Here is a 1,446-nt window from a genome sequence, read left to right as displayed (position 1 = left end):
CCCACCGTGGCACAGGCCCTGCCCACCGCCGCCGCCCCGCCCGAGCTGCTCGCCGCCACCGGGACCGACGCCTCCCTGGTCACCGTGGTCGCCACGGCAGAGGCCCCACGCCCGCTGTACGAGCTGTGTACGAGCTGCGGGGCGGCGAGGCGTACCACATCGGCAGCGGCCGCTGCTCCGTCGGCTTCCCGGTCACCCCCGGCACCACCCAGGGCTTCGCCACCGCCGGCCACATCGCAAAACGGCCGGCCGCCGATGCCGCCGCGGCCCACCTTCCGGAACCGGAGCAGCCGGGAAGCCCACTGCATCGTCGACCGGCTCGGCCGGTACGACGCCTGCTGACGCACGGGGGCGGCGGCGCTACGCGACGAGCGCCGCGACCCCCGTCGCCACGACGATCGCCCCGCAGACCACCAGGTTGACCAGCCGGTGCTCCCAGAACACGGCGACGAACTCGCGGATGGTGGCGCTCGGCCAGAAATAACGGGCCGTCGGCGAGCCCACGACCTGCCCGTTCACCCCGGCCTTGCGGGCCGTCATCGCGGCACGGAAGGCGTGGAAGTTGTTGGTGACGACCACGCACCGGTAGTCCGGCCCGGCCTCCTCCTCCATCACCGCCCGGCTGAAGGCGAGGTTCTCGTCCGTCGTCCGGGAGCGGTCCTCCAGCCGGATCAGCTCCGGCGCCACGCCCTGCTCGATCAGCCAGTCGGCCATCGCCCGCGCCTCCGACAGCTTCTCGTCCGGGCCCTGCCCGCCCGAGACCAGCAGCAGCGGCACCCTCCCGCCGCCCCGCGCCGCCTGCGTGGCCTGCGCGGCCTGGATCCGCCGGCCCTTCTCCAGACGCGAGGCCAGCAGCGGGGGCACCCGCTCGCCGCCGATCAGACCGGAGCCCAGCACCACCACGTAGTCCACCTCGCTGCGCACGTGCGTCCGCCCGTACAGGAAGGCGTACGCGAGGAAGCACGCGAAAAGGAAGGAGACGTAGCCGACCAGCAGCACCAGCCCGCCCACGGCCGCGTCCATCGCCGGCGAGCCCCGGTCGCCGGTGTAGGCGATCAGCGCGATCAGCCCGAAGATGCCCAGCCCGGCGGCCAGCGACAGCAGGTTGGCGGGGCGGCGGCCCTCCTTGCGGAGCATGGTGATGCCGTTGCGCACGAGGAACACGCCGAGCACGAGCGTGCCCAGCGCCGGCACCAGCAGGACCAGCGCCACCGCGGCGATCGCCGCCACCGGCGGCAGCGACGGGATCAGGAACAGCACCCCGATCGAGGCCCATATGAGGGTCAGCCCCAGCAGGACAGCATTGCGGAAGCGCCGGCGGTCCTTCCACATGCTCACCAGGAACAGCAGCAGCAGCACGGCGGCCGGCGCGAAAGCGATCATGCGGTTCAGCCTAGGGGCTGCTCGCCCCGCGCAGATCAGCCCCGAGGAGGACCCGCCCCGGGG

General features: G+C 73.4%; 1 protein-coding gene and 1 pseudogene. One reads left to right on the top strand and one right to left on the bottom strand.

Translation table 11 applies throughout. The features are described from left to right. Positions 1-233: pseudogene (locus HYE82_RS37415) on the top strand (S1 family peptidase); the annotation flags it as partial. Between the two features lie 127 nt (positions 234-360). Here HYE82_RS37415 and HYE82_RS36510 read toward each other — a convergent pair. Then, a complete protein-coding gene (locus tag HYE82_RS36510; RefSeq protein WP_179178517.1) occupies positions 361-1,383 on the bottom strand; it encodes a YdcF family protein in 1,023 nt (340 codons plus the stop codon). Positions 1,384-1,446 lie beyond the last annotated feature (63 nt).

Source organism: Streptomyces sp. BR123 (genome assembly GCF_013401435.1).
Classification (GTDB): Bacteria; Actinomycetota; Actinomycetes; order Streptomycetales; family Streptomycetaceae; genus Streptomyces.
This window is presented reverse-complemented; position numbering and strand designations above follow the sequence as displayed.